Source organism: Paraburkholderia sp. BR10923 (genome assembly GCF_040948765.1).
In the GTDB taxonomy this organism is placed as follows: Bacteria; Pseudomonadota; Gammaproteobacteria; order Burkholderiales; family Burkholderiaceae; genus Paraburkholderia; species Paraburkholderia youngii.
This window is the reverse complement of the sequence record NZ_JBFPKO010000120.1, coordinates 1-1185: the sequence shown is the minus strand read 5'-3', so window position 1 is coordinate 1185 and position 1185 is coordinate 1. Positions and strand designations below refer to the sequence as shown.

1 protein-coding gene is annotated in these 1185 nt (G+C 60.6%); it reads left to right on the top strand.

Translation table 11 applies throughout. The annotated features are described in order from the left end of the window. Positions 1 to 75: 75 nt before the first annotated feature. Entirely contained in the window at positions 76 to 1050 is a 975-nt protein-coding gene (locus AB3X94_RS41655; protein ID WP_368614450.1) for an IS5 family transposase, read from the top strand. Positions 1051 to 1185 lie beyond the last annotated feature (135 nt).

Genomic DNA, 1185 nt, shown 5'->3' with positions numbered 1-1185 from the left:
GGCATTGCTGATCAAGTCCACCGCATAGCTACTCGGAGCGTTATAGAGCGGAGTGGATAAGGAAGGCAGAACAGGATGAAGCAGCAGACGCTGGCGATGGCAGCTGACGAAGGTGCGGGTTTCGAGAGGCACCGCAAACGGACGCGGCGCGATGAGTTTCTCGATACGATGAATGCAATTACGCCGTGGGCGGAGTTGTGCGCGGTGGTCGAGCCGCATTACCCGAAGCGCGGCAATGGCCGCCCGCCGATTGGCCTGGAGCGCATGCTGCGCATCCATTTCATCCAGCACTGGTTCAATCTGGCCGATTTCGCCTGTGAAGAGGCGCTTTACGATAGCGCCAGCCTGCGTCGCTTTGCGGGAATTGATCTGGGCCGCGAGGCGGTACCAGACGCCACCACGCTGCTCAAATTTCGTCGTCTTCTCGAAACCCACAAACTGGGCGAGAAGCTGTTTGCCGAAGTCGGCCGGGTGCTTCAGTCCAGCGGCATGAAAGTCAAGAGCGGCACGATCGTGGATGCCACGATCATCGGTGCGCCGAGCTCAACGAAGAATGAGCAGAAGTCGCGCGACCCGGAAATGCATCAGACGCGCAAAGGCAAGCAATGGTACTTCGGCGCGAAGCTGCATATCGGCGTGGACAGCCAGAGTGGCCTGGCGCACAGCGCAGTGCTCACGCCAGCGAACGTGCATGACAAGCATCCGCTGCCGCAATTGCTGCACGGTCAGGAGCGGCGGGTCTACGGTGACAGCGCATACGCCAGCCAGAAGGCGCTGATCCACAGCAAAGCGCCGAAGGCGCGCGACTTCACGAATCAGCGCACCCGCCGCGCGGGTGAAGTCGATGAGGTGCAGCGCGGCAAGAACCGCAACAAGTCGAGGATCCGCGCACGCGTAGAGCATGTCTTCGCGGTGGTCAAACGACTGTGGGGCTTCACGAAGGTGCGCTACCGCGGGTTGGCGAAGAATGCGAATCGGGCCTTTGTAGCTTTGGCGCTCGCCAACGTCTACCTGTCGCGCACGCGATTGATGACACAGGTGCGCCCGTAATGGGCAAAAAGCGGGCAAACGCCCGCGTGCAATGCCCGCAAGGGCCAAAAACCAAAGGATGACCGTCGGCTTCACGACCTGAACACCTCTACATCGCCGACACGTCGCAAATTCAGCTGCTTGTTCAGCGTAGCC

Bases quoted from the DNA above. Each gene is read 5' to 3' on its own strand.
- AB3X94_RS41655 (WP_368614450.1), top strand. From the start codon at position 76: ATGAAGCAGCAGACGCTGGCGATGGCAGCTGACGAAGGTGCGGGTTTC.